Annotated in this window: 18 protein-coding genes; all 18 read right to left on the reverse strand. The window is 58.7% G+C overall.

The genetic code is table 11. The annotated features are described in order from the left end of the window. Positions 1-53 precede the first annotated feature (53 nt). The 18 genes from yycI to ssb all read right to left on the reverse strand — a co-directional run bounded on the left by yycI (position 54) and on the right by ssb (position 18,833). Positions 54-821, reverse strand: a complete 768-nt coding sequence (gene yycI / locus F560_RS0106715) for a two-component system regulatory protein YycI (protein WP_019004952.1) — start codon at positions 819-821, stop codon at positions 54-56. A gap of 33 nt (positions 822-854) precedes the next feature. Continuing rightward, positions 855-2,132, reverse strand: coding sequence for a YycH family regulatory protein (locus F560_RS0106720; RefSeq protein WP_019004953.1), 1,278 nt, complete (start codon positions 2,130-2,132; stop codon positions 855-857). Continuing rightward, positions 2,129-3,961 (reverse strand): cell wall metabolism sensor histidine kinase WalK, encoded by a 1,833-nt coding sequence (walK, locus tag F560_RS0106725; RefSeq protein ID WP_019004954.1) that lies wholly within the window; start codon positions 3,959-3,961, stop codon positions 2,129-2,131. Before walK ends, F560_RS0106720 begins: the two co-directional genes overlap by 4 nt. Beyond that, entirely contained in the window at positions 3,958-4,698 is a 741-nt protein-coding gene (gene yycF, locus F560_RS0106730; protein WP_026298134.1) for a response regulator YycF, read from the reverse strand. Before yycF ends, walK begins: the two co-directional genes overlap by 4 nt. Positions 4,699-4,909: 211 nt before the next feature. After that, positions 4,910-6,433 carry a M23 family metallopeptidase gene (locus F560_RS0106735; protein WP_019004956.1) on the reverse strand — a complete coding sequence of 508 codons (1,524 nt, stop codon included), beginning with the start codon at positions 6,431-6,433 and terminating at the stop codon, positions 4,910-4,912. Between the two features lie 200 nt (positions 6,434-6,633). Then, on the reverse strand, positions 6,634-7,428 hold the full coding sequence (locus F560_RS0106740; RefSeq protein WP_019004957.1) for a hypothetical protein: 795 nt from the start codon (positions 7,426-7,428) through the stop codon (positions 6,634-6,636). A 95-nt stretch (positions 7,429-7,523) separates the two neighbouring features. Next, positions 7,524-8,528: an ABC-2 transporter permease gene (locus tag F560_RS0106745; protein ID WP_019004958.1), complete on the reverse strand. Its 1,005-nt coding sequence runs from the start codon at positions 8,526-8,528 to the stop codon at positions 7,524-7,526. Further along, positions 8,518-9,402, reverse strand: coding sequence for an ABC transporter ATP-binding protein (locus F560_RS0106750; protein ID WP_019004959.1), 885 nt, complete (start codon positions 9,400-9,402; stop codon positions 8,518-8,520). Before F560_RS0106750 ends, F560_RS0106745 begins: the two co-directional genes overlap by 11 nt. Further along, positions 9,368-9,787 carry a GntR family transcriptional regulator gene (locus tag F560_RS0106755; RefSeq protein WP_019004960.1) on the reverse strand — a complete coding sequence of 140 codons (420 nt, stop codon included), beginning with the start codon at positions 9,785-9,787 and terminating at the stop codon, positions 9,368-9,370. Before F560_RS0106755 ends, F560_RS0106750 begins: the two co-directional genes overlap by 35 nt. A 561-nt stretch (positions 9,788-10,348) precedes the next feature. Further along, entirely contained in the window at positions 10,349-11,638 is a 1,290-nt protein-coding gene (locus F560_RS0106765) for an adenylosuccinate synthase (RefSeq protein WP_019004962.1), read from the reverse strand. Positions 11,639-12,058: 420 nt separating this feature from the next. After that, on the reverse strand, positions 12,059-13,432 hold the full coding sequence (gene dnaB / locus F560_RS0106770; protein WP_019004963.1) for a replicative DNA helicase: 1,374 nt from the start codon (positions 13,430-13,432) through the stop codon (positions 12,059-12,061). A gap of 5 nt (positions 13,433-13,437) precedes the next feature. After that, positions 13,438-13,881: a 50S ribosomal protein L9 gene (gene rplI / locus F560_RS0106775; protein WP_019004964.1), complete on the reverse strand. Its 444-nt coding sequence runs from the start codon at positions 13,879-13,881 to the stop codon at positions 13,438-13,440. Next, on the reverse strand, positions 13,878-15,845 hold the full coding sequence (locus F560_RS0106780; RefSeq protein ID WP_019004965.1) for a DHH family phosphoesterase: 1,968 nt from the start codon (positions 15,843-15,845) through the stop codon (positions 13,878-13,880). The genes rplI and F560_RS0106780 overlap by 4 nt, the downstream gene beginning before the upstream one ends. Before the next feature lie 54 nt (positions 15,846-15,899). After that, a complete protein-coding gene (locus tag F560_RS0106785) occupies positions 15,900-16,811 on the reverse strand; it encodes a DUF2232 domain-containing protein (RefSeq protein WP_019004966.1) in 912 nt (303 codons plus the stop codon). Positions 16,812-16,816: 5 nt separating this feature from the next. Then, a complete protein-coding gene (locus F560_RS0106790) occupies positions 16,817-17,119 on the reverse strand; it encodes a MazG-like family protein (protein WP_019004967.1) in 303 nt (100 codons plus the stop codon). 213 nt (positions 17,120-17,332) lie between these two features. Beyond that, the gene (locus F560_RS0106795) at positions 17,333-17,773 is read right to left on the reverse strand and encodes a CBS domain-containing protein (protein WP_019004968.1); all 441 of its coding nucleotides are present in this window, start codon (positions 17,771-17,773) and stop codon (positions 17,333-17,335) included. A gap of 217 nt (positions 17,774-17,990) precedes the next feature. After that, positions 17,991-18,320, reverse strand: coding sequence for a 30S ribosomal protein S18 (rpsR, locus tag F560_RS0106800; protein ID WP_019004969.1), 330 nt, complete (start codon positions 18,318-18,320; stop codon positions 17,991-17,993). Between the two features lie 21 nt (positions 18,321-18,341). Next, complete coding sequence (gene ssb, locus F560_RS0106805; protein ID WP_019004970.1) at positions 18,342-18,833, reverse strand: single-stranded DNA-binding protein; 492 nt, start codon at positions 18,831-18,833, stop codon at positions 18,342-18,344. Positions 18,834-18,850 lie beyond the last annotated feature (17 nt).

Raw genomic sequence — 18,850 nt, forward strand, 5'->3', positions numbered from 1 at the left:
CGTTTTCGCTGATGACAACCGCACGCCGAACGAAAGTCCGTAAAGCCGGAACGTCAGGAACCGCCGCCGTCCGCTCCCTGGCTTTTGGCGGCGTCCGATTTGTCGGTTACCACTTCGCTGCTGATCGCGTGCACATAGTAAACTTCACCGTCTTCTAGCAAAACCCTCCACGAAGGGGCGGCCACCTGCGTTTCCGAATCGAAAATCGTTTGGCCGTGGTAGCCGAGCTGGATTTCTTTAATGATCGATCCGGCGGGCAAATAGTTCTCGATCAGGTTTTTGACGACTTTCGCCGCCGGCAGCACCTTTTGGGCGGAACCGCCTTCCGACGGCAAAATGGAGATGATATCCTGCGTGTAGCCGTTGATTTTCTGGTTGCTGTAATGCAGTTCGAGCTGCACGTCGAAGATCGGCCGTCCTCCCTCCGTCCGGTCCAACACGAACACGCCTTCCCGGCTCGCCCAGTTGTCGTAGCGGTATTTGTCCAGATCGGGAATAATCCCGCCCAACTCCTGCTTCAGCTCCTGCTCGACGAACACGATCCTTGAATCCCGCGGCGGATCGATCGGGATGACGTTGCCGCTGCCCTCCCGTTCCAGCTTATAGGTAATTTCCTGCATCGCCGGCGTTTCGGTCGGGATCTGGGCTTCCACTTTGATCGATTTTTCCTGCATTACCTGCTGCGTCTCGGGAGGCAGCGAGGTCCAGTCGACAGCCGAATCGATCCGCTCCTGCCAATTCAGCCACAGCTGATACCCGAGCAGCATGTTAAGCAGCAAAAAAGCCAGAATCAACACGCTTTTCGTGCGTCCCCAGTCCATCTCGCCCCTCCTTTGACTTTTGCAAGCCTTATGTTAACCGAACGTGCGAACTTCCCCCGTCGTCAGCCGGATCGCCCATACCGGAGTCAGCAGGACCGACTTGTCCTCCAGCTTCGGCCGGTACGCCGGATAGATCGTTTCGACGACGCCGCCGCTTGCCGTCTCCCGGATCAGCCGCTTCAGCGCGTCTGCCGCCGGCAGCTTGCGCTGTCCCGTCTTCGTCGGCTCCATATCCAGCGTGATCAGCGACCGCTCGTACGAGGACACGACGCCCTGCTGAATCGAAAGCTGCATATAGCCGAAGCGAAACCGCTCGTCCGATTGAATCGGCAGGCCGTTGTAATACTGCTGGAACCAGACCGCGTTCGCGCCTGCGGTCGCTTCCGTCCGCACCAGCCGATGCATGCCGTTCCAGCCTCCGTGCTGGTTCACAAATTGAACCGCGCTCGCGATATTGTCCGTCAGGTTGTTCTCGCTGTCGGTCGGAGCGACCGGGTCGGTGTACGTCAGCCAGCCGCCCGCCTGTTCCACCTTGAGGCCGCGCTTGCCGTCGGTGTAAATTTGCGTGCCGTCCTGGCGGTCCTGGATCGTACGCGTCGTGGTCGGGTCCAAAAACAGGTTGCGCTGCATCTGATCCGGCGTAAACCGGCTGTAAGCCGCCTTCAGGACGGGGTAGCTTTTGGCCTGAACGGGCACGTAGATGCCGTTCCAATATTGAAACGGCGTCCAATATTGGCCGAAGCCCGTATACTGCTGCACGTCCTGAACCGTCAAATCGGCGCGCTGCGATTCGTACACGCTGCGGCCGTCGGAGCTGAAGAAGAACGTGCGCACTTCATCCCGGTCCTTCCGCGCGAATATCCAGATGCGGGTGATGGAATCGCCCGAGAAGAGAAAATCGCCGTCGATTTTGAATACCCGCTGCAGCAGCTCGAACGGCACGGGGCGGCCGAAGCGCACCTCGACGCCCAAGTCCTCCTTGCGCACCAGGTCCCAATCCGTCGTCTGGACGGCATCGCGCTGGAAGCCTTTGAATTCGCGGCTTTGCAATTTGGTCAGCACGATCTGGTAGAAGGTGTCCTGCGGGTAGAAGACCGTATGCCGGTCCTCGCCCATGTGAAGCACAAGCTGCTCGGGAAACAGCAGGTTTTCGACCTTTTCCTCCGGTCCGAGCGGCTCCATCTTGACATAATCCTGTTCGGTGCCGATCTTGGTTTCCATGCCGGGCGTGCTGTACATCAGGAAATAGCTCTGCACGAGGCTGAGGACGACAAGAAACGCCAACAGCGCGGTTTTCGCGTTCTCGATCACGCGTGCTCACTTCCTTCCTGCGTCGCCGGCAAAGTTACGGTAACTTTCGTCCCGATGCCGACCTCGGATTCGAGCTGGATCGTGCCGCCGTGGGCGCGGATAATTTCCCGGGCAATGGACAGGCCCAACCCGGTTCCGCCCATCCCCCGGGAGCGGGCTTTGTCGACCCGGTAAAAGCGTTCGAAAATGCGCTCGATATCCTTCTTCGGAATGCCGATTCCCGTATCCTGTACGGCGATTTCCAACTGTCCGCCCTCGTTCAGCCGGGCCGACAGGTTGACCCGTCCGCCGTCGAGCGTATATTTGATGGCGTTGGACACCAGGTTGTCCAGCACCTGATCGATGCCGTCGCGGTCCAGCCACACCTGCGGCAAGTTCGACGCAACCTGGACGCCGGCGGTGATCGCCTTTTGCCGGAGCTGAAGCGAGAAGCGGTCGACGACATCTTCCATAATCTCCTCGACGTCGACCATCTGCCGCCTGAGCGGAGCCTGCTTCGAATCGAACCGCGACAGATGCAAGAGGTCGGTAACCAGACGGATCATGCGCTCCGTCTCGCTGCGAATGACGCCGACAAAGCGCTCGGCCAGCGGCGGATCGCTCAGCGCGCCGTCGTCCAGCGCTTCGGCATAGCTCTTGATCGTCGTTAGCGGCGTGCGAAGCTCATGCGACACGTTGGCGACGAATTCGCGGCGCGCCTGCTCCAGCTTCTCCGCCTCGGTAGCGTCGTGCAGCACCGCAATGGCGCCGACGACCCCTTTGTCCCGGCGGCGGATCGGCGTCAGCGTCACGCGGAACAGCAGCGATTCCTCGTCGTCCTTCGCCGGCCGCTCGATCAGCAGGGTAAACTCCTTGCCTTGCAGCGTCTCGGCGATGGATTCCTTGTCGATGTTCAGGCACTCCGACACGGTCATGCCTTCGATTTGCTCGAGCCCCAGCATGCTTCGCGCGCGCCGGTTGGCCACAATGACGCGGCCGAGCTCGTCGGTCGCCAGCACGCCGTCGCTCATGTTCGCCAGAATGGAGGCGATTTTCTCCTTTTCTTCCTCATTGACGGACAGCGCCTCGCTCAGGCGGTCGGTCATTTCGTTAAACGCCATGCTGAGCTGACCGAGCTCGTCGTTGCCGAACACCGGCACCCGCTCGTCGAAATTGCCCTCGGCCACCGCCGAGGCTTGACGCGTCAGCGCCTTGATCGGCTGGGTGATCGTGCCGGCCAGCAAAATGCCCAGGATCGCGGTCAAGCCGAGCGCGAGCAGCATGCCCGAGACGAAAATCCGGTTCACCCGGTCGATCGTCTCGTACATTTCCTTCATCGAGGCGACGATATAGACCGCGCCTACGATTTTCCCGCCGCTGATGACCGGCTTGGCGATCACCTTCTTGCGGACGTTGTCCTCGTCGATAATTTCCTCGGAGTTGTCGCTGATGCCCTGCAGCGCGCGGCTGACGAGCAGCGACGTGTTTTTGCGCCCTACGTACGATTGGTGGGACTGCATCGACGTCGTCAGCACCCGTCCGCTTGCGTCCAGCACCTGCGTCTCCGCGCCGTTAATGCTGAACAGGCTGCTCACCAACTGGCTCAGCTCCGTGCTCGCGTCCTCCGAACGGCCGCCGGAATCGGTCTGCTGCTTGACAATGGCGGGTCCCGCCAGCACCGTCAACAGCTGCGCCTGCGCGTTGATGTTGCTCGTAAACGAATTAATCAGCGAGCTCTTCATCGTACTTATAAAATAAACCCCGATCAGCTGCACGGCGATCAGGATCAAAAGCAGTACCATAACGATGAGCTTCATCTGAATGGTACGGAACGGGCGGAACGGCTTCATCCTCCGTACCCGCCCGTCATCTTGGGATTGCGCATCAAATAGCCGAGCCCCCGCCGGGTCAGAATCATTTCCGGCTTGCCGGGATCATCCTCGATCTTCTCCCGCAGCCGGCGGATCGTGACGTCGACGGTGCGCACGTCGCCGAAATATTCGAAGCCCCATACCGCCTGCAGCAGATGCTCGCGGGTCATCACCTTGCCGCAGTTGCGGGCAAGATAATGCAGGAGTTCGAATTCGCGATGCGTCAAGTCGAGGGGCTGACCGTTCTTGTACACGACGTACATGTCGGTATCGATGAACAGATTGAACAGCTTAAGGCCCTGCCGCTCGTTCTCCGGCGAGGCGTCCCCCTCGGTCCGCGGCATTCCTTCGTTGCGCTGGCGGCGCAGATGCGCCTTGACCCTGGCGAGCAGCTCCCTTGTGCTGAACGGCTTGGTCACATAGTCGTCCGCTCCGAGCTCCAGTCCAAGAACCTTGTCGAGCTCCGTATCCTTCGCCGTCAGCATGATGATCGGCACCGAAAGCCGGCTCCGCACCTCGCGGCACACGTCCATGCCGTCCTTCACCGGCAGCATCAGATCGAGCAAAATAAGATCGGGCCCGGTCTCGAAAGCAAGCCGGACGGCCTCCTCGCCGTCGAAGGCGCAGACGACCTCGTAACCCTCTTTTTCCAGATTAAACTTCAAAATATCCGCAATGGGCCGTTCGTCGTCGACCACTAATATTTTTCCTGGCATGCCGAAACGCCTCCCATCTCCCGGAAAGCTGCTATGATCTTTTTATTTTACCATATCCCTATCGTCTTCCCAACGCCGCCTTCAGTCGAGAGAATGCGGGGGCCGCCCCCCAGACTCCTTCGTTTCCCCGTGAAGCGGAATCTCCGTCCGGTTCGGCGGCTGCGCGAAGAAAAACGCCTTCCCTTGCGGAAAGGCGCTTGAAACGGGTTCGTTACAGGTAGCTTAATGGATTGCGGATGCTGCCGTTCAAATGAATTTCAAAATGAAGATGAGTGCCGGTAGACCTTCCGGTGCTGCCCATGATGCCGATGACGTCGCCTTTGGAAACGACTTGCCCTTTCTTCACGTTGATGCTCTTCAGATGGCCGTAAAGCGTCTTGAAGCCGTTGTTGTGGTTGATGATGATCGCGTTGCCGTAGCCGGATTTCGTGCCGACGAATTCGACCGTTCCGTTGTCCGCGGCCATGATGCTTCTGCCGCCGACGATGTCGATGCCTTTGTGCGTCCGGCCCCAACGCTTGCCGAAGTAACTCGATATCTTGGCCCCCGACACCGGCCAGGCGAACGCTCCGGAGCCTTCGCTCGGGATGACCTTCGTTCCTTTCAGAATGACCGTCGATACGGCGGGAACGAGCACTTCGCTGGAGACCATCTCCTCCTCGACGGCCACGCCGTTCCGCTTGACGAGCCGGTAGGTGACTTTGCGCTTGCCGTACGTGCCTTCGCGCACCGTCTTCGATTGTCCGAGCTTCAGCTCATCCGTCTTGCGGATTTCGATCGGCGGATCGATCACTTCGATTTCCGTTACCTGCTCTTTCGTCTCGACGTTTAACACGGGCCGGGTCTGGGTAAGATCCAGCACGTCGCCGACATCGATCCGGTCGTCCTCGATCCACGTGTTGTTCGCGTAAATGAGCGATTCCGACACGCCTTCCTTCTTGGCGATACAGCCGATGCAGTCGCCCGGTTGGACCGTGTACGTTCTCGTCTTGGGATTGCCCGTCGTCAGGAGCTTGTACAGTTCGTCGGGATCGTCCACCTCATCCGTCTCCAGCTCGACGGGAATCAGGGTGACCTGCTCCTTGAATTGGATCGATTCGACGATTCGCTGCTCCTTGTCGTCCGATGCGGAATTCGCCGCAGTCGCCCTCGGGGCCGAAGACCCCGCGCTAAACGCCATCGCCCGTACGCCTGTCTTGACCTCCGCCGTAGGCGAAACAAACTTCTGTTTGACACGCTCCAAAATGGCGTTGGCGGTCTCCCGGTCCTTTACGACGCCGACTTCCTTGCCGTTCACCAGCAGCTTGACGCCGACGGGATGCGTTTTCAGATTGGCGGCGACCGCTTGAAGAGTCGACTCGTCGTCCGGAACTTTTCCGTAAGCCGTCTTCAGCTCGTAGCTCACCTGGTTGTCATCCAGCTTGTACCGGACGTCGCCTTCCGCCTCGGCCAGTTCCTGCGCCTTGCTCTTCAACAGATCCTGCACCAGCTGCTTGTCGCTGATTTCGCCGACCGGCTCTCCGTTCAACCAAACCTGGTAGTAGGAGGTCGAGTTTGCTTTCATATATTGCAACGAACCGACGAACACGGCCGCAACCGCGACAAGCGCGGCAGCGGTGGCGATGACCGGCTTTTTATAATATTGCCAAAAACGAGCGGACTTCAGATTCCGGATTCGCCGTCCAATGGAAGACAATACGTTTCCGATTCGGCCCGCTTTTCCAAAAACGGCCATGATAATCTCCTTTTCGCTTCCATTCCCTAACTTTTACCGTTTCTTTTGTCGCAACTTGTCTACTACTTTAGCACATGTTTACCAGGACCTTCAATGAATATAGCAAAGCGTGAGAGAATTCTAATAATAGTCAAAAGGACCTCCGAAAAGCATTCGAAGGTCCTATCTACCGGGTTTTACGGTCTATAGGTCCTGCAAACTTAGGGGTCCGGCGTCTCCGCGGATTCCCCCAGCAGCTCCATCATCCGCGCGTATTCCTCATCGGTCAGCGCGCCGCGCAGCATCTTTTCCAATGCCGTCATTTCCTCGTCCGTTACGCCTCCCGACAAGTAGGAGGTTAGCTGCTGAAGCTGCTCCGAGCTTAGTTTGGCGACGACAAGCGCGTACAGCTCCTGCCGCTCCTGGTCGGTCAGACCGCCAGCTACGCCCGCCTGCTCCTCCGCGCTCCATGCCGGCGCCGCATCCGGTTCAGCCGGTCCGGTTCCGGTCGTGCCGCTGCCGCCGGAGGTCCCTTCCGCGGAACCGCCCGCTTCCCCGGTCGCGCTGTCCGCTTCGGCTCCCGGCGCCTCCGGTTTCGTCTCGCTTCCGCCGTCCGGCGCCGCGCCCTCTTCGCCGATCGTTGACGCGCCCTCCTCGCGATCCGGCGTCTCCCCCGCTTCGGTTCCCGGCGACGAAGAACCGGAAGAATCGGCCGCCTCCCCGTTCGCGGCCGCACTGCCGGCGCTTGCATCCGGTTCGGGCCCGTTGGATGCGCTCGGAGAAGGCCCCGGTTCCGGGCTGCGTTCGTGATCCGCCGCAACCGGTTGCTCCGCTCCCCACAGCCGTCCCCATACGCCAGACAACGCGAACGGCTGCACGTCCAGCGGAATATTCATCTGCTTCAGCAGCGATTCCACGTAACTGTTCACGATATAGCCTGTCGTCCAGATGCACAGAAAGCTGAGCAGCAGAGCGGTCGCGGCCAATCGGCCAAGCCAGCTGATCCATTTCCACATCGGTTTGCCCTCCTGCCAAAACTATAGTTTCATAGTTTTCAGTATGGGCAAACCTTGCATCTCGCATTCTCCCGGGCGGCCAAAAAACGGCTCTCTTACGTTTTCAACCTAACTTTTCTCAACCGCGATGTGGCAAGCAGGCTGACGGCGAATCCTGCGGCGAAGCCGACCGCATAGCCGATTCGCGCTTCTCCTGCATGGATCAACCCGGCCCCGATCATGCCGCAGAACATGGAGGCCAGCGCAATCGCGCCGATTTGGCAAACAAGCTCAAGCCAGCCGAACAGGATCAGCTTCCCGTTGTTTTCCGGTTTGTTGCGTTCATAGCTCCACATGCCTCCCGCCGCAAGCGCGGCCGCAAGCAGCAGAAAGACAAGGGTTTTTTGCCACGTAACAAAATCATGTTGGAGAAAAAAGAAATGCGAGAGATTAAGCGCATCCTGAAGCTCTTCATAGAAGAACGTATCGGGAAACCCGCGATCGTTCCACATGATCCGGACGCTCTCGTCCAGAAGGGCGTAGGTTCCGATCGGAAGGATGCCGAGCAGCACCAAGAACACCGATTGGGACGGCGCCGTGCCGGTGACCGTTCCGATCAGAACGGCGGCGGAATAAGCGGCCAGAAGCAGCGCAGCCGAGTAACCGATCTCCGTCAGGTGGTAGTTCAGGCTGAAAAGAGGAGCCATCGGGGAAGCCGCCACGACGATCATATCGATAGCCGTATTCAGCACGAGCGACCCTGCGATCAGCGAAGCTCCGAACAACCATTTGGTGAAAAAGATCCGGCGCCTGGAGTACGGAAGCGAAAATAGAAACTCCTGCGAGCCGTTGCGCCGCTCCGTTCCGAACTGCACAAGGGCAAGCACGCAAACGGCAAGCAGCAGCCACACCCGGCCGAACGACTCCAGATCACCGTTCTGATACGCAGCCAGAATGTCTCCCGACCCGGCGTATCTTTCCGCCCGGCCAACGGCAGCGGGGTCCAGAATCCATTGATTCAGCCGGCCGAATCCGAGCGCGAGAAAATGGACAACCGGCACGCCCCATACAAACAGCCTCGCCTGCGCATATTCGCGGCTCCATAACGCTTTAGCCCACATTCGACGGCCCTCCCAGCTTCCATGCGAACAAATCCTCAAGCCGCAGCGGCAGCGGCTCCATAAGCAGCGGTTTCATCGCTTCCAGCTCCCCGTAAGCGGAGGAGGACGGCGCCCGGCTGACCAGCAGCGTGTATACCCGGCCCACATGCTCCAGCACTTTGACTTCCGGCGAAGCCAGCCATGCTGCCGGAGCTTCGCCCCGGAACACAACCTGCAGCTTCGCAATGCCTGCGTTCGCTTCGTCCCCCGTTTCGTAGGTTTCGACCGTTCCGTCCTTTAGCAGCAGCACCTTGTCCGCGATCCGCTCCAGCTCATCCAGCAGGTGGGAGGAGATGATCAGCGACGTCCCGTCGGCCGCCGCCTCCATCAACAGGGTGAGCACCTGCTTCTTGGCGATCGGATCGATGCCGTTCGTCGGCTCGTCGAGCAGCACGAACTGCGCGCGGGTGGCGATTCCGAGCCCGGTGCTGAACAGCATTTTCATGCCTTTGGAAAAATGCCTGATATTCTTGTCCAGCGGCAGCCCGAACCGCTTCATCGTCTCCTTGAAAAACAACATGTCGAACCGGGGATAGATGTTCGCGTACAAATCGGCGCAGCCATATGCCGTGTATCCGTATAAAGCCTCGGGCGAATCCGGGATAAAGACGACTTCCCGCTTCGCCTCCGGATGAGCGGCGATGGACGTTTCCCCGTAGCGCACTTCCCCGCTGTCCGGTGTGAAAATGCCGGCCATCGTCTTCAGCAGCGTCGTTTTGCCCGAGCCGTTGCGGCCGACCAGCCCTGCGACCTGCCCGGGACCGACGGAGAAGCTGACTTGGCGAAGCACGGGCTTGCGGTCAATCGTCTTGCGCAGATTGCAAACCGTGAGCATCTTCTTCCCTCCTGTAACGTCCGATCTCTTCCTCTACCCAACGTTTCAACTGGTCTTCTCCTATGCCAAGATGATGCGCCTCCACCACGAGCCGGCGCAGCTGCTCCCGCAGCCCGGTCAACCGCTCCTGCAGCATGCCCGGCGCATCCGCCGCTTTGGCGACGTAGGTGCCTTTGCCGCGGACCGTCACGATCACGCCTTGGCGTTCCAGTTCCTGATACGCCTTGGCGACCGTATTGTGGTTCACGAGCAGCATGGCCGACAATTCCCGGACCGAAGGGATTTTGTCGCCTTCCGCAAGCGCCCCTTTGGCGATGAGCTCTTTGATCTGGCTCACGATCTGCTCGAAAATCGGCAGCAGACTCCGCTCATGGATTTGAATCATGCGGCACTCGTTCAACTCCTCTCCGGCATGGCGCAAAGCGCTCTGCATAAGCTTGTCGATTAATTTAGCGCTTTAACGTTAGATGTACGCCAATCTCCGCCGCCGCAAACTGTACCACATTTACTAGTACACATTGTACAGTTGTTGTTCGTTGGATTCAAGCCGGTTTGCTCCCAAGCCGATGCTCCTCAGCGGGATTGTGCGGGAATGCCTCGTTTCGATAGTTGCCTAAAAAGCAATTACATTTCCTGCTTTCCGCTCTTTCGCCTGTGCAGTTGCTTTTATAGCAATTAGAGGCCCGGACGTACGGAATTTCAGCTTCGAAACGATTGCAATTGCTTTTATGGCCATTCAAGCGCGGCCTTCCGCCGGAAGTGCTGTTGCAGTTGCAATAAAGGCACTTATTTCGCAATAGCCAAAATCGGGCGCAGACTCGCTAGTCGAGCCGCACCTCGCCCAGCGCCGCCGGCGGCAGACCGGAACACCGCAAGCGGGCAAAAAAAACCGCCCCCGCAGAGCGTAACGCTCCGGCCGGGGACGGCTCGGCCGTCATATCGTATGTTACTCTTCGTAGATCGGGAGAACCTGGTTCGTCTGGTCGCGGTTGCGGCCGACGGAGAAGATCGCGATCGGGATGCCGGTCAGCTCCGATACGCGTTCCACGTATTTGCGCGTGTTCTCCGGCAGGTCCTCCAGCGTCTTCGCGCCGGAAATGTCTTCGCTCCATCCCGGCAGCTCCTCGTACACCGCTTCGCATTCCGCCAGCACCTTCAGGCTGGCCGGGTAATGATGGATGATTTCGCCGCGGTAGCGGTAAGCCGTGCAAATCTTCACCGTATCCAGCCCGCTGAGCACGTCAAGCGAGTTCAGCGACAGGCCGGTGATGCCGCTGACGCGGCGGGCATGGCGGACGACGACGGTGTCGAACCAGCCGACGCGGCGCGGGCGGCCGGTGACGGTGCCGTACTCGTTGCCCTTGTCGCGGATCCATTGGCCGAGCTCGTCATGCAGCTCGGTCGGGAACGGACCGTCGCCGACGCGCGTCGTGTAGGCCTTGGCCACACCGATGACTTGCCGGATCTTCGACGGTCCGACGCCGGACCCGATGCACACGCCGCCGGCCGACGGGTTCGAGCTCGTCACGAACGGGTAGGTGCCCTGGTCAATGTCCAGCATGACGCCTTGAGCGCCTTCGAATAGCACCTTGCGGCCCGCGTCGATGGCGTCGTTCAGCACGACGGACGTATCCGTAACGTACGGGCGAAGCTTCTCGGCGTGCTCCAAATATTCGGAGATAATCCGATCGGCGTCGAGCGGCTCGCCCTGGTACACCTGGGTGATCACCTGATTTTTCTCCTCGATGAGGCGGCGGGCCTTCTCCGTAAATTCCTCGGGATCCATCAGATCGGCGACGCGGATGCCGTTGCGCGCGGCTTTGTCCATGTAGCAAGGACCGATGCCCTTGCGGGTCGTGCCGATTTTGTTGTCGGCTTTGCGGTCTTCCTCAAGCGCATCCAGCACCAAATGGTACGGCATGATGACATGCGCGCGGTCGCTGATCCGCAGATTGTCGACACTGAAGCCGTTGTCGCGAATGTATTGAATTTCTTCGACCAGAGCGGCCGGATTGATCACCGTTCCGTTTGCGATCACGCACAATTTGTTTTTGTTGAAAATTCCGGAAGGAATCATCGTCAATTTATACTTTTTATTCTCAATGAGGATGGTGTGTCCGGCATTGTTGCCACCCTGGTAACGGGCCACGACATCCGCCTTTTCGGCCAGAAAGTCCGTGATTTTGCCTTTGCCCTCGTCTCCCCATTGCGTTCCTACAACCACAACCGTAGACAATGCAATCCCTCCATCCGGCGGTCCGCTGATTGCCGGCAAGATGATGCTCCCCTTGCGAAAATGTTGGCCCGCAGCCGGACAGGAAGGCACACGCAAACGCACCGGAGACGGCATTCGTCCCGATGCGCAACCAAACGTCCGCAAGGCGGCATGATTAGTGTAGCAATCCGCGCACTTGAAGTCAACCAAGAAAGACGAACAATTGTGCAGGCGCCTATACAATCGTTCGGGAATTTTGGCCGATTTTTCGTTTAAAGCGTTCTCTCCCCGAAACACGGTTGCATTTGCAATGCTTTTCGTTCCTTCGGTGCGTCAACATGATCTTTTACAGGTCATCCGTAAGGGCTCGCAGTCCCCAAAAAAACCGCCCTCGTCAGAGGACGGCCAAAGCCTGAACGATTCTATGGGATGAGATCAACATCACGCGCTGCCGGCCAGCGGATCGCCGTGCGTCCGGTCGAGACTGACGAATTTATTGAAATTTTTCAGGAAGACCAGCTCTACCGTGCCGACGGGGCCGTTCCGCTGCTTGGCGATGATGATTTCGATAATGTTCTTTTTTTCCGTGTCCTGATTGTAATAATCGTCACGATACAAGAAGGCGACGATATCGGCATCCTGCTCGATCGAACCCGACTCCCGCAGGTCGGACATCATCGGGCGCTTGTCCTGCCGCTGCTCGACGCCCCGCGACAGCTGCGACAGCGCGATAACGGGCACTTCCAGCTCCCGCGCGATCTGCTTGAGCGTCCGCGAGATTTCGGACACTTCCTGCTGCCGGTTTTCGCCCGGCTTGCCCCGCCCTTGAATAAGCTGCAGGTAGTCGATCACGATCATGCCGAGGCCTTTTTCTTTCTTGAGCCGGCGGCACTTGGCGCGGATGTCGGCAACCGTAATCCCGGGCGTGTCGTCGATATAAATTTGCGCCTCGGACAGCGCGCCGATCGCCATCGACAGCTTCTCCCAGTCGTCCCCTTCCAGGTATCCGGTCCGCATCCGTCCGGCGTCCACGTTCGATTCCGCGCAGATCATCCGGCTTACGAGCTGGGAAGCCGACATTTCCAGACTGAAGATCGCCACGGTCTCTCCGGCGCGGACCGCGACGTTCTGGGCGATGTTCAGGGCGAAGGCGGTTTTGCCTACGGAAGGGCGCGCGGCGACGATGATCAGGTCGCTGCGCTGAAAGCCCGACGTCATTTTGTCGAGATCGGGAAATCCGGATGGAATGCCCGTCGTGCCGCCTTTATGGTTGTAAAGGAATTCGACCCGTTCGAAGACGTCCATCAAGACGTCGCGGATGCTGACGAATCCGTGCGCGGCCCGCCGGTTGGACAGTTCCATGATCCGCTGCTCGGCTTCGTTCAGCAGCGCTCCGACATCGTCTTCCGCCGTATAGCCGCTGGAGACGATTTGCGTGGCGGTGCGGATCAGCCGGCGCAGCATCGATTTCTCTTCGACGATCTGAGCGTAGTAATCGACGTTCGCAGCCGTCGGAACTGCGTTCGCAAGCTTCGCCAGATAGCTGACTCCGCCGATTTCCTCCAGCTGCCCGCGGTCCTGAAGCAGGGCGGTCAGCGTGATCAGATCGAGCGGCTCGTTCTCTTCGTTCAGATCGATCATCGCTTCGAAGATGCGCTGGTGGGCGACGCTGTAGAAATCCTCCGCCTTAAGACGCTCCATCGCCGTAATCAGCGCTTCGCTCTCCAGCAAGATGGCGCCGAGCACCGCCTGCTCCGCTTCCAAGTTCTGCGGCGGAATCCGGTCGAACAGATGAGGTTCCCCGCTTGCGTTCATGACGTTTATTCCTCCACGACCTGCACGTTCAGCGTGCCTTTCACTTCGGGATACAATTTAAGCGGAACTTTCGTGACGCCAAGCGTGCGAATCGGCTCGTCCAGGTCGATCTTCCGTTTGTCGATTTTAATATTCATCTTCTCCAGCGTCTCCGAAATCTGCTTGCTCGTAATGGCGCCGAACAGCCTTCCGCCTTCGCCGGCCTTCGCCTTGATCACGATCGTCATCTCGGACAGCTTCGCGGCAAGCGCCTGCGCCTCTTCCTTCTCCTTCGCCTTGCGTTTTTCGGCGGACGCCTTCATCTGATCCAGCGCCTTCTTGTTGCCTTCCGTCGCGATTTGCACGTAGCCCTTGGGCAGCAAGAAGTTGCGCGCGTACCCTTCGGACACTTCCTTGATTTCGCCCTTTTTGCCTTGACCCTTTACATCCTGCAGAAAAATGACCTTCATTCCAGAATCCCCTCTTCCTCTTCAAGTTCTTTGAGCACTTGCTTGAGTCTGGCCGCCACTTCCTGCAACGAGCCCTGAAGCTGGCACGCCGCGTTGGAGAGATGCCCGCCGCCGCCGAGCCGTTCCATGACGACCTGAACGTTGATTTGGCCGAGCGAACGGGCGCTGATGCCCACCAGTCCGTCCGTCCGCATCGCGACCACGAACGAAGCGCGGACGCCCGACATATTCAGCAGCGTATCGGCGGCCTGCGCGATCAAAAGCTGCGTAACCGGCTGGGCGTTCGTGGCCACGGCGATGGCGATGTCGTCGCGGTACATTTCGGCGTGCCGGATGATTTCCGCTTTTCTGACGTATTCCTCGAGATTCTCCTTGAGCATGCGCTGGATCATCGTGGAGTCGGCCCCGTTGCGTCGCAGGAACGACGCCGCCTCGAACGTGCGCGAGCCTGTGCGCATCGCAAAGCTCTTCGTGTCGACGGTGATGCCGGCGAGCAAAGCGGTCGCTTCCCGCACGTCCAGCACGACCCGGTCGTGAATGTACTGCAGCACCTCGGTAACCAGCTCGCAGGTCGAGGAGGCGTACGGCTCCATATAAATAAGCACGGCGTCATCGATAAATTCCTCGCTGCGCCGATGGTGGTCGATGATGACAATCCGCTCCGTCTGCTGCAGCAGCTTCGGCTCCTCGACCATCGAAGCCCGGTGCGTGTCGACGACGACGACAAGCGACCGCTTGCCGGCCATCGCCAAGGCCTGTTCCGGGGAGACGAATCTTTTGAACAGCTTCTCGTCCTCGCGAATCATGTCCATCATCCGCTCAATCGCCGGATTGACCGATTCCAGCACGATATACGCTTCCTTGCCGAACTGCCGGGCCGCCTTGACGACCCCGATCGCCGCGCCGATGGCGTCCATATCCGGCATTTTATGCCCCATGACGACGATATTGTCGCTCTCTTTGATCAAATCGCGCAGCGCATGGGCAATCACCCGCGCCCGCACTCGCGTGCGCTTCTCGACCGCGTTGCTTTTGCCGCCGTAGAAGCTTTGCCTTTCGCCGACCTTGACGACCGCCTGGTCGCCCCCGCGTCCGAGCGCAATGTCAAGGCTGCCTTGCACCAGATGCCCGAGCTCCTCGAAATTGTCGGTCCCCGAAGCGAAACCGATCGAAAGCGTCATCGGCAGCTTCTGGTCCATCGTAATCTCCCGCACTTCGTCGAGCAGCTCGAACCGGGATTGTTCCAGCTTGCGCAGCGCCAGCTGGTTGGCAATGACCATATACCGGTCCGACGACAGCCGCCGGAGCAGAAGCCCGTATTCTCTCGCCCATTCGTTGATCTTGCCGGTGACCTTGGACAGCATCAGCGCCCGCTGCTGCTCATCCATCCCCTGGGTAACTTCCTCCAGGTTATCCATCATCACGATGCCGAGCGCCAGCTTTTCATTCTCGTACTTTTGCTTGATCGTCCAGCTGTCCGTGATGTCCGTTACGTACATAACCCTCTCCCGGGTGCGGAACAGCATTTCATACACCCGGCCGTTAATTTGGATCTCGCCGCGGTTCGGTTCTCTATCTTTGACGGGAACGTGCAGTCCCGGAAAAATATCCGTCAACGCCATGCCGACCACGGACGGCCGTCCCGTAACATGCGACAGATAAGCGTTGTGCCATTGAACTTCCTGTTCTTCGTTGTAGAGCACAATGCCGAACGGAAGCGTACCGACGACGTCGTTTCCGACACCCTTGATTCGGTAGGAGAGGGTAAGCACGTAATCGTTCAATTCTTTGCGAAAGGCGCGTTCCGCAAGCACCGCGTACACGGCCACACCGGCGCCCAGCACCAGCGCAATCAGGCCGGTCACCCACTGGTACCAGGCCAAAACGGCCGTCAGCAGCAAAATGAGGACCAATGCCCATACATTGTGCATGCCGTGCCATCGCTGAACGAGAAACTTGGGCATGTAAAGCTCCGCTCCCTTGCTCGGTGAATTCGCGATATCCGTCCGCTCGCAAATTTACATTCGGGTGAAGTTCTTCCTCAGCGGAAAGGCCACGTCCAGCAGCCCGATCAGGTAAAACGGAGGATAAAGAAGGATCGGCACCGCAATCAAAACCGGTACGGCTTTATGCCAGCCCTTGACGCTGGCGAGGTAGAAGAAAAAGGCGATCGCCTGGATCGTAAAAGCAAACCGCAATACCGGCACCGCATTGGCCGTGACCATGCTCAGAAAGTTGTTGCTGTCCGCGGGAATGACGAAGCTGAGCACAAGGGCGATCAGGTAATAGAAAACCATGCTGCGCGGCAGCATCCACGTCCTCATCTGCGGCAGCGCCGGCGTCTCGATCCCGCTTATCGCCAAGGCCCGCCGCGACAGAATATGCGTAACGGAGGCCAAAGCAAACGACGCGAGCAGGAGCAGCGCCGGCAGCATCGTCACGATGGCGTTGCTCAGCTGGTCGACCGTATCCGAGGCCCAATCCTCCGGCAAGAGCGTGCCCGAAGCATTGAGCGCGCGGGCCGTTTCTTCCAGCAGTTGCGTCAAATAGGACGACAAGTCCAGATCGAACTGCATCGACAACACGATCAATTCCAGCAGCAGTTGCGCGAGCAAAACCACAAATCCGATCAGAATGACTTTTTTCGGGGCCGTTCTTTTTTTGTACAAGTGACCCATCACGATCGACGGAATCAGGAAAAATAAGCCGAACGTCAACGCAACCGGAGCGTAGGAACCCGACAGCAAAAAGGCGGCGGCGACAACGCACGCCATATGCGCGGCAAACGAGAGCGGCTTAAGCATCGTATACAGCACGACCATCGGGGTCATCAGCAAAAACAAGGTCACGATATTGAGCATCGTCGGAATGCTTAACAGCAGAAACAGCGCCGCCGCGCTCCAGGCTACGGACTTCCAGCCAATATTCAATGGGGTCACCTCTTGCGAATATGATCTTCGAGCGCAGACAGATCCCTGTATTGATCCTCAAGCTGATGGCCTTCTTGCTTCAGCTTGGCCAGCTTTTCGGCAATCGCATGATCCAGTTCCCGGTACGGAACGCCGAGTCTGCGTCCCAGAATATACCCGCTGGCGATCAATCCGGCCAAACTGTCCGAAATGCGCAAAGCGCTTCCGTCCCACATCGCTTTGAACAAGCGGGAAACCTGATCGAGCAACTCCGTCTTCAGCCATTCGATAAGCTTGGCTCGCGTGGCGACATCCAGTTCGCGTTCCATCGCCTAAACCCGTCCCTTCTTCGGATCCTTAATCGTCCAAACTTCGGGTGTCTGACCGTAAAAGCTGCAATCTTCATTATAGCATAAAATGAGCGGCCACCAAGCATTCTCCGATGCGCCGGGCGCCGCCGTAAGGCTCCTCAAATGCGCAAATAACGGCCACCCGAGTGACCGTTATTTCGTTCAAATCTGGGCCCTTAAGCACGGCCCCGATCAATGTTTTCGCTGCAAGCTCTCGGCGTTCCGGTTCGGCGCCAGCATCAGCCGCTCGCAATAATCGATAATGTCGCTGCGCCGGACGATGCCGATAAACCGGCTCATGTCGTCCACAACCGGCACGAAGTTCTGGGTTTTGGCCAGGGAGATCAAATCTTCCATATTGGCATCGATCCGGACGGGAAATACGTTCCGGCGGAATTCGATTTCGGATAACTGAACGCGGTGCGCGGTATCGAAACGGACGTCGGGGTTGTTTTTAAAGTACCAAAGCAGATCTCCCTCGGTCACCGTGCCGACGTATTCGCCGTTCTCGCCGAGGACGGGGACCGCGGTATAGCAGTGGCGCTCCATCCGCTCGAGCGTCTGCCTCAAGGTCGCGGTGACCGGCAGACAGACAACCTCCTGCTTCGGCAGAAGAAAAAAAGCGATGTTCATCCTTTCCTCTCCCCTGTCGCGACGGTTTCAAACAAAAGCGCCGAAGCCAACCTTGCTCCGGCCGTTTCATTATAACATGAGCGTGCGATGTCTCACCATGTTTCGCTCCGTGATTTTCGTTCGAGGCCCGAAGCCGCCAGTACCATGCAGGAATGGAAAAATCAAAAACCCCTCCGGAATGCGCAGAACATTCCGAAGGGGTCCGCATGATCGCCGATTACTCGGTGGTGTAAGGCAGAAGCGCCATTTGGCGGGCGCGCTTAACCGCGACCGTCAGCATGCGTTGGTACTTCGCCTTCGTACCGGTTACGCGGCGGGGCAGGATTTTGCCGCGCTCGCTGATGAACTTGCGGAGCAAGTCCAGGTCTTTGTAATCGATGTGCGTGATTTTATTCACCGTGAAGTAGCACACTTTGCGGCGCTTGTTGCGGCCGCGGCGGAATTTGCGGGGTTCGCGTTGTTCGCGGCCTTCGCCTCCGGCAGCGCGATTTTCGCGGGGTGCGCGCTCTTCACGAGCAGCTTGTGCAGTTTGTTGTTGTTCGCTCACGTTTTCTCCGTCCTTCCTGTCTTAGAATGGCAAATCATCGTCCGATATATCAATCGGCTTGCCGTCATCAGCAAACGGGTCACCGCTGTTGCCGCCGCGCGAACCGAAGCTCCCGCGGTTTCCGCCGCCATACCCGCCGTAAGTTCCCGATCCGGCTCCGAAATCGTCCCGTCCCTGTCCGCCGCTCTCGCGGTTCGGCGATTCGAGAAAACGGACGTTGTCCGCAATCACTTCCGTTACGTATACCCGGCGGCCTTCGTTGTTTTCGTAGTTGCGCACTTGAATGCGCCCTTCCACGGCGGCCAGACGGCCCTTCCGAAGGTAATTCGCGCAGGTTTCGGCCAGTTGGCGCCACGTTACGATCGGGATGAAATCCGCTTCGCGTTCTCCCTGATCGCGGGAAAACGGGCGGTCAACCGCAAGCGTAAATTGGGCAACGGCCACGCCCGAAGGCGTATAACGGAGTTCGGGATCCCTGGTCAGGCGTCCGATCAGAATGACCCGGTTCAACACGGTGGATTCCCCCCTAC

The organism is Cohnella laeviribosi DSM 21336 (assembly GCF_000378425.1).
GTDB lineage: Bacteria > Bacillota > Bacilli > Paenibacillales > Paenibacillaceae > Cohnella > Cohnella laeviribosi.

Bases quoted from the DNA above. Each gene is read 5' to 3' on its own strand.
- yycI (WP_019004952.1), bottom strand. From the start codon at position 821: ATGGACTGGGGACGCACGAAAAGCGTGTTGATTCTGGCTTTTTTGCTG.
- walK (WP_019004954.1), bottom strand. From the start codon at position 3,961: ATGAAGCCGTTCCGCCCGTTCCGTACCATTCAGATGAAGCTCATCGTT.
- yycF (WP_026298134.1), bottom strand. From the start codon at position 4,698: ATGCCAGGAAAAATATTAGTGGTCGACGACGAACGGCCCATTGCGGAT.
- F560_RS0106735 (WP_019004956.1), bottom strand. From the start codon at position 6,433: ATGGCCGTTTTTGGAAAAGCGGGCCGAATCGGAAACGTATTGTCTTCC.
- F560_RS0106740 (WP_019004957.1), bottom strand. From the start codon at position 7,428: ATGTGGAAATGGATCAGCTGGCTTGGCCGATTGGCCGCGACCGCTCTG.
- F560_RS0106745 (WP_019004958.1), bottom strand. From the start codon at position 8,528: ATGTGGGCTAAAGCGTTATGGAGCCGCGAATATGCGCAGGCGAGGCTG.
- F560_RS0106750 (WP_019004959.1), bottom strand. From the start codon at position 9,402: ATGCTCACGGTTTGCAATCTGCGCAAGACGATTGACCGCAAGCCCGTG.
- F560_RS0106755 (WP_019004960.1), bottom strand. From the start codon at position 9,787: ATGATTCAAATCCATGAGCGGAGTCTGCTGCCGATTTTCGAGCAGATC.
- dnaB (WP_019004963.1), bottom strand. From the start codon at position 13,432: ATGAACGCAAGCGGGGAACCTCATCTGTTCGACCGGATTCCGCCGCAG.
- rplI (WP_019004964.1), bottom strand. From the start codon at position 13,881: ATGAAGGTCATTTTTCTGCAGGATGTAAAGGGTCAAGGCAAAAAGGGC.
- F560_RS0106780 (WP_019004965.1), bottom strand. From the start codon at position 15,845: ATGCCCAAGTTTCTCGTTCAGCGATGGCACGGCATGCACAATGTATGG.
- F560_RS0106790 (WP_019004967.1), bottom strand. From the start codon at position 17,119: ATGGAACGCGAACTGGATGTCGCCACGCGAGCCAAGCTTATCGAATGG.
- F560_RS0106795 (WP_019004968.1), bottom strand. From the start codon at position 17,773: ATGAACATCGCTTTTTTTCTTCTGCCGAAGCAGGAGGTTGTCTGTCTG.